General features: G+C 41.0%; 4 protein-coding genes and 1 pseudogene. 3 read left to right on the top strand and 2 right to left on the bottom strand.

All coding sequences use genetic code 11. The annotated features are described in order from the left end of the window. Positions 1-53: 53 nt before the first annotated feature. Positions 54-1,540, top strand: a pseudogene (locus GZ63_RS16640) (sodium:solute symporter family protein). Between the two features lie 23 nt (positions 1,541-1,563). On the opposite strand, the gene GZ63_RS0110085 reads toward GZ63_RS16640, so the two are convergent. After that, on the bottom strand, positions 1,564-2,274 hold the full coding sequence (locus GZ63_RS0110085; protein WP_051681458.1) for an ArsR/SmtB family transcription factor: 711 nt from the start codon (positions 2,272-2,274) through the stop codon (positions 1,564-1,566). A gap of 131 nt (positions 2,275-2,405) precedes the next feature. Next, positions 2,406-3,968 (bottom strand): long-chain-fatty-acid--CoA ligase, encoded by a 1,563-nt coding sequence (locus GZ63_RS0110080; protein WP_029269168.1) that lies wholly within the window; start codon positions 3,966-3,968, stop codon positions 2,406-2,408. Positions 3,969-4,358: 390 nt separating this feature from the next. On the opposite strand from GZ63_RS0110080, the gene GZ63_RS0110075 reads away from it, so the two are divergent. Both GZ63_RS0110075 and GZ63_RS18385 read left to right on the top strand, forming a co-directional pair. Further along, a complete protein-coding gene (locus tag GZ63_RS0110075) occupies positions 4,359-5,426 on the top strand; it encodes a DUF5105 domain-containing protein (RefSeq protein WP_029269166.1) in 1,068 nt (355 codons plus the stop codon). A 2-nt stretch (positions 5,427-5,428) separates the two neighbouring features. After that, complete coding sequence (locus GZ63_RS18385; RefSeq protein WP_226374378.1) at positions 5,429-6,562, top strand: TcaA second domain-containing protein; 1,134 nt, start codon at positions 5,429-5,431, stop codon at positions 6,560-6,562. The last annotated feature ends 341 nt before the right edge of the window (positions 6,563-6,903 follow it).

The following is a 6,903-nucleotide window of genomic DNA, read 5'->3' as shown; positions in this document are numbered from 1 at the left end:
CGATCGATGCTCAGACGTCGTAGACTAAACATATTATACGAGGGGGGATAAAAATGAGCAGCGTTACAATCTATACTTGGGTCGGGTTTATTGTCTTTTTAGCAGTGATGTTTTTTCTTGGCTTCATCAGTTCCAAGAAAACAAAAGATATCAGTGATTTTGCAATTGGAGGGGGAAATTTAGGCCCCTATGTGCTTGGACTATCCTTTGCCGCCACGTACTTAAGTGCTGCCACATTTCTAGGGTATCCAGGCTGGTCACATGATTGGGGATTTTCGAATCTTTGGCTGTTCGTAGCTATCATTGTTGGGGGTCCTGTAGGTGTGATGATGATAGCGAAGAAAGCGCGGAACTTAAATAATAAACAACAATCCCTATCCCTTCCAGATTGGCTGGGAGATTTTTATAACAGCGATATTTTGCGTGTCGGAACAGGGCTCATTTTGCTTTTCAATGTATTTTATATTGCTGGACAATTTGTGGCTGGAGCCGGATATTTGAATATTTGCTTGGCATTCCCTATCAAACGGGGATCATCCTGATTGCGTCCATTGTTGTTCTTTATGTTTTTGCGGGCGGAGCGGTGGCTGATATTTACACAGATGCTGTGCAAGCGGTAATGATGGCGATTGCTGGTGTGTTTATTTTTGTATCCGGTATTGTTATGTTTTGGGATGGTAGTATAGGCTCGACTTTTCAAGGAATTACGCATAATCTAGCTCGTCAGAATGAAAACTTGGTGAAGGTATTTAATCCTGAATCGACCCATTTTTATTCATTCAGTGCCGCGGCTGGGGCGATTATGATTCAATGGGCATTTGCTTCAGCACCCCATCTATTTAATAAAGTACTCGGTTTAAAACATGAAAAGGATTTGGGGAAAATGATTGCCACCTATATCGTTGCTAGTATTTTCTCCCTCGTTATTTTATTTGGCGGGATTTACAGTCGCGCGGCCCTGGGGACGACGGTTGCAGATGCAGATGTGGCTTTGATCGAGTACGCAGTTTGGGCTTTTCCCGCTGTGATTGTTGCCATCCTTGGGGTTGTCATTCTGGCAGCAGCCATGTCGACGACAGATGGGATATTCGTCTCGATTTCTACTGTATTTGCCAATGATATTTTTTTAAAAGTATTCGTCAAACGAGGAATGATGGATATAGAAGATCGACGTGCTGAAAGAATCGCATTTATCATAAGCCGGATCACTGTCCCAATCATTGGATTACTCGCATGCTTGCTTGTGGTAAAACCGCCTGCCTACATTGGTGACGTCATGTGGATTGGTATCTCTGGAGTAGCGGCAGGAACGATGGGACCGATTCTTTACAGTGTGTATGGTAAAAAGAAAGCCCCTGCATTAGCAGCGGAATTATCCATGGTTATTGGACTTCTCTCTTATTTGATCCTTTACTTTGGAGGGATCATTCCAAGCACCATGTCAGCAGGAGCGGTGGCTACCTTCATCGGCATTGTTACAATGGCAGGGCTTGCGCACACCCTGCAGCCAAATGAATCCGTAAACGAAAAAGCAGGATAAAGGGTGGGCTGTCCCTTACTACTTTAACGCATTCGGCGAGGGACAGTCCCCCTAAATGGATCAAAGCCAAATTCATTCCAGATTTCGAAGCGGCCGATTTCGGTCACTTGGATCGAGCGGCGGATAGAGCCTTCTTGAATCCATCCTAAATCAAGTAGACGTTTTGTAATCGCTAATGCGAAGGGACCGGCAATATGGTGTTTCCGTTCTGTCCAGTCAATATGGTAAGGAATGGAATGTTCATTAACTTTTTGTGGTGGAATCGCCTTAAAATCATAGATCCATTGCTTTCCTTTTTCCGTTAATCGGTATTTATCTTCCAAGTCTTCCACGTATCCTAACTTGATAAGGGATTCGGTCAGTTTAAGCCCTAATTTCCCCGCCAGATGGCCATAGCAGGTACGTGCTGCATATAGCGCTTTCTTATCATTTGATTCACGCAAAGGGTGAACCTGTATCGATGGTGAGCTTTTCGCAATCGCATGAACGGCTTCCTTTACTTGAGGGCTAGACAGCTTATAGTACCGATGTCGTCCGGGATTCTCTACCGTTAACACGAACCCTTCCACTAATGTTGTGACATGTGCCTTTGCTGTTTGATGTGTGACCCCGGCTATGTCTGCAAGGTCACTGACTGGTAGTGACCGTCCATCGGTTAAGGCCATTAGCATGGCTATCCGAGCGGGGTGTTCGATGCGTGTTCCGTCAAAAGAAATATTAGCATCCTTTACCATAAAAATCACTCCATCCAGAAAGGTTCATTGCTTCATAGGGGGGCGAAAGGGGCCTATCCCCACCAAGTGCCTGGCTAATGTGAAAAAAGACCGGGCCTGTTACTTGCTCAGCCCCGGTTCATCCCGTGGTATTATACTAATTCCCTTAGCTGTACTTTTAAAATTTTTCCGCTTGCGGTTTTCGGCAGTTCATCTAAAAACGTGATGGCTTTTGGACATTTGAAATGAGCCAATTTTTCCCGTGAAAAGTCAATCAATTCTTGTTCTGTTACGATATGTCCTTTGCGGAGGACAACAATGGCATGCGGTGTTTCTCCCCATTTTTCATGCGGTGTAGCAATAATGGCCACTTCTTGAACGGCTGGGTGCTCATAAAAGACCCCCTCCACTTCGATTGAGGAAATATTTTCTCCACCGCTGATAATAATATCTTTTTTACGATCGACAATATTAATCCGGCTACGTTCGTCGATCGTACCCATGTCACCGGTATGCAGCCAGCCGTCTACAATCGTCCGGTTCGTTTCCTCTTCATTTTTCCAGTATCCTTTCATAACGCCATTGCCTTTGACGATGACTTCTCCGACTTCTTTTCCGTCATTAGCAACATCCTGATGCATATCATTGACAACGCGTACCTTCGTTCCAATCATTTCATAACCCGCCTTTGCTTTCATATAGTAATAGTCATCTCCGGTCAGATCACCGTCTTCGGATGACATATAGGATGCCAGTGTGAGAGGGGAGGATTCGGTCATGCCGTACACTTGGTAGAATTCCCAGCCGATTTCCTCTTCCACTTGTTTAATAAACGCTTGTGGCGGCGCAGCTCCTGCAAGCACAATGCGCACATCTTGTTCGATCACCGGTTTCGTTTCCATAAATTTATCAATGATTCCGTTTAGAACCGTTGGTGCCATGTGCATGACAGTTACACCATATTTTTTAACCTTATTTAAGATGGACGCGGAATCCATATACCTTTGCATGACCTGGGTTGATCCATTTGCTGTATAATAGAAAGGGGAGCCCCATCCATTGACATGAAACATTGGCAAAATGTGCATTAATGTATCTTTGTCACTCACCCGGATATGATGCATGCTGGACATCGCGTGCAAATAATTATTCCGGTGGGTGAGCATCACACCTTTTGGCTTTCCGGTTGTACCACTTGTGTAAAGCAGGGTAGCGGTATCATTTTCATCAAGGTCAGCCCGCGGAAAAGCTGTGTCTGGCTGGGAAACGAGCCACTTTGGATAGGCAATAAAGTCGCCCTTATCTTCTGAAGCTCCGTGGATGATAATTTGTTCTACTGTTTTGAGTTGATCGATAATCGGTTCAATTAAAGAAATAAGTTCATGATCGACAAAAAGAATCTTACTACCGCTGTGATTCAGGATATATAAATAGTCATCAGGTTTCAGTCTAGTATTAAGAGACACCATAATGCCCCCTACCTGAAAAATACCATAAAAACCTTCATACATTTCCAGTGTATTTGGAGCAAGATAAGCAACACGATCTCCCTTTTCCACTCCTAATGAAGCCAGCCCATGAGATAATTGGTTCACGCGTTTATTTATTTCATGATATGTATAACGCGTCCCCTCCTCATCAATAATCGCTGGTTTCTCTCCGTATAAACGTACTGCACGATCCAAAAAATCAGTCAATACCAATGGTGTATTCATTAGAATCTCTCCCCTATCATTTTAAATTGAATGAATTGTTTAAATTATACCATATTTGCAAGCGCATACAAAATGGTATGAAGATTTTTTAGTGGTGCCTGGCACTCCCCGAATTTTGTCGAATGGAATGAAGGAGGACTTCATATTCCTTCCGTTGTGGGGGTGCTAAATCTTCCATAATTTTTAAAAATAGGATTGACCAGGTAAAGAACCTAAAGTATAGTAAAAATGATGTGCAAAAATATTATGATGATTTGATGAAAAAGGGGAGATTCTATTACGGGATAATATAGAGACTCTTTCCTGATGGTTCTTACTCTTTTTTATCCTAAATCAAGTAATAGTATCTTTGCATATTCACAAAAATCATTACTGAAAGGAAAATGTACGGTGAAAAAAATAGGAATATTTTTATTTTGTTGTTTGCTTACAATAGCATTGATGGCTTGCAGTGGATCAAAGGATAAAGAGGCAGATGCTGACTCATCAGGTAAAAGCAAAACCATTGAGGCTTCGATTGATAATGCATCCTACATATTATCCGGTAAAGATGATGGGGTATCTGAGGATGATGATCAAGATGGTGGTTTATTGATGGTTGATTTGAAAGTGAAAAACGTTTCGGATCAGCCCATTTCGGTTTTTCCTCATGCGGATATTCAGTTGTATGATGGGGACACTCAAACCGATCCTAGTAAAGATACCAACCCAAGCATTGATTTGAAAAGTGAATCGATGGGCGAAATTGGTCCGGATAAACAGAAGAATGTGACTGTCTTATTTGATGTCGACAAAGATACAAAATATGAAATTAATATTGCTCCGAAGTCTTCTGATTTTGAAAAGGACACAGAAGATGTCCAAGTTCCTCTAGACACAAGTAAATATAATGATAGCCTAAAAGCTTTACAAGATCCGGCCAAAGCCCTAAAGGCCTATATTGAGACGATTTATTTCGATAAAGATAATAGTGATTACGAGAAGTATGTCTCAGCTGACAAAGACGGTGTCCAGGATGACGCTAAAAAAGAATTTAACAAAAGCATAGAATCCATTCTCTCTAGAGATGTTTCGGATAGTAAAATGGATAAATATTATAATAGTTTCAAGCAAGCTTCTGCTGAAAAAGATGAATTGGAAGTTGAAGTGAAAGCGAACGCCAATGATAAAGCGAATGTGGAACTTGAATATTCTGCGCTTGCGATCGATGATATATCGAAGAAAGTAAAGGAATATAAAATTAAATACCGAGAAAATAATGATGATTTTGATATAGAAAAGGAACAAGAATATGCTTTATCCAAATTCGATTCTATTCTCGATAAATTGGATGCTAAATCCGCGAGTCGGGAACTAGAAATCCAAATGGTGAAAAAGGATGGAAAATGGATGATTGACGATTCCAGAGATGCAAGTGAGAGATTAATGAGAGCCTTTGCCAAAGGAAGTGTCTATTAACGATGAGTAAGAAATCGCTTATTTCCGCCGGAGGTGCGATTGTCATCATTGCAGCCCTTGTTGTCATATACGCCGTGCTGGCTAACCAGCATAAACCGGAGAAAACGGTGAATGCCTTCAACGAAGCTGTAGAAAAAAATGACACAGATACATTGAAAAAGTTGATCGAGCCGGATCAAAAGGACGCGGTCATCAACAAAGAATCTTTATCTGCGTTCGTCAAATATTTGAAAACAAATAATGAGAGCTACCAAGTGATCAAAGACAGCTTGAATAAACAAATAGAAAACGAAGATTTTACGTCGTCAGCGGAACAGGTCAGTCTTGTCGAAGATGGCAAAAGCCTGGGTATGTTTCCAAACTATAAATTGAAGGCAAAGACCGTGAATTTGATAGCCAAAGGACAAGATGATAACGATAAACTTAATTTTGCTATTAAAAATTTTAAGAAATCATTGAATAAAATCGATAAAAACAAAGAAATCTACGGGCCGCTTCTTCCGGGTGAATACAAAGTGAAAGCAACCGTGAAGAACGATCTAGGGACGTTCAATAAAGAGAAAAAGAAAGATGTGTGGGGTAGTGCTGACGTCAGCTTCCTGATTGATGATGAGAAATTGGCCCGTGATAATAAACAAGTGCAAAAAGATATCATCAATGCGGCCAACAAATTTAACGAGGACATGTCGGTCTATGTCACGTCCGGTTTTGACCCCGATAAACTCACGAATGTCACCAACGATTTTAAAAAGAATCTCACCGGGATTGATGCCAACTTTAAGGCGATCAAAGAACATGTCGAAAAAATCGAGTCCCAATTCTTGGAATCGACAGTCAATATGGATGATTTAGATTTGAGTCTATTTGAAGGGGATTGGAAGGCTGAAGTGACCGTACTCGTTTCTTATAATGAAAAGATTAAAATAGAGCAAGGAAAAGATTTCGAAGACGTTTCTTATCAAGAGTTACGTAATTTTACGCTCACGTATGACAAGGATCAAGGCAAGTGGATGGTCGATGATCTTAGCGGCAAGAGTGCTGAAGGATCTGAGGCAGATGATTGGGATAATAAAAAGGAGATAAAGATCGATGATCCACCGGTACGGAAGTGGCCGAAGAAAGATTCTTTCATTTAAAAGCATAGCGAAGATTTTGAGTGGGGGAACCCACTCTTTTTTTATACATGGAATCAGAAATAAGTGGGTCTATCAGAGGTAAGCAGGAACAACGGTATACAAATGCAATAAAAGAATCAAACATATAAACGCTTGAATTGACAGGGTATGATGTTATTAAAATTCCTATGTGGGATCTTGTTTTGGTGAAGCACAATCGTTTACAAGATAATCGAATTTTGGTATAATTCTAAAAATAATAAATGTAGGAATAATATGGTTGGCGATTTGCTTAGGATTCATGACGAATACTTCATGAAAAGTAGCACAAACGGAGGTACAAAGCTTGTATACTTCTAAAA

The sequence above is a fragment of the Virgibacillus alimentarius genome, from assembly GCF_000709085.1.
Taxonomy (GTDB): Bacteria; Bacillota; Bacilli; order Bacillales; family Amphibacillaceae; genus Virgibacillus_B; species Virgibacillus_B alimentarius.
This window is presented reverse-complemented; position numbering and strand designations above follow the sequence as displayed.

Bases quoted from the DNA above. Each gene is read 5' to 3' on its own strand.
- GZ63_RS0110080 (WP_029269168.1), bottom strand. From the start codon at position 3,968: ATGAATACACCATTGGTATTGACTGATTTTTTGGATCGTGCAGTACGT.
- GZ63_RS0110085 (WP_051681458.1), bottom strand. From the start codon at position 2,274: ATGGTAAAGGATGCTAATATTTCTTTTGACGGAACACGCATCGAACAC.
- GZ63_RS18385 (WP_226374378.1), top strand. From the start codon at position 5,429: ATGAGTAAGAAATCGCTTATTTCCGCCGGAGGTGCGATTGTCATCATT.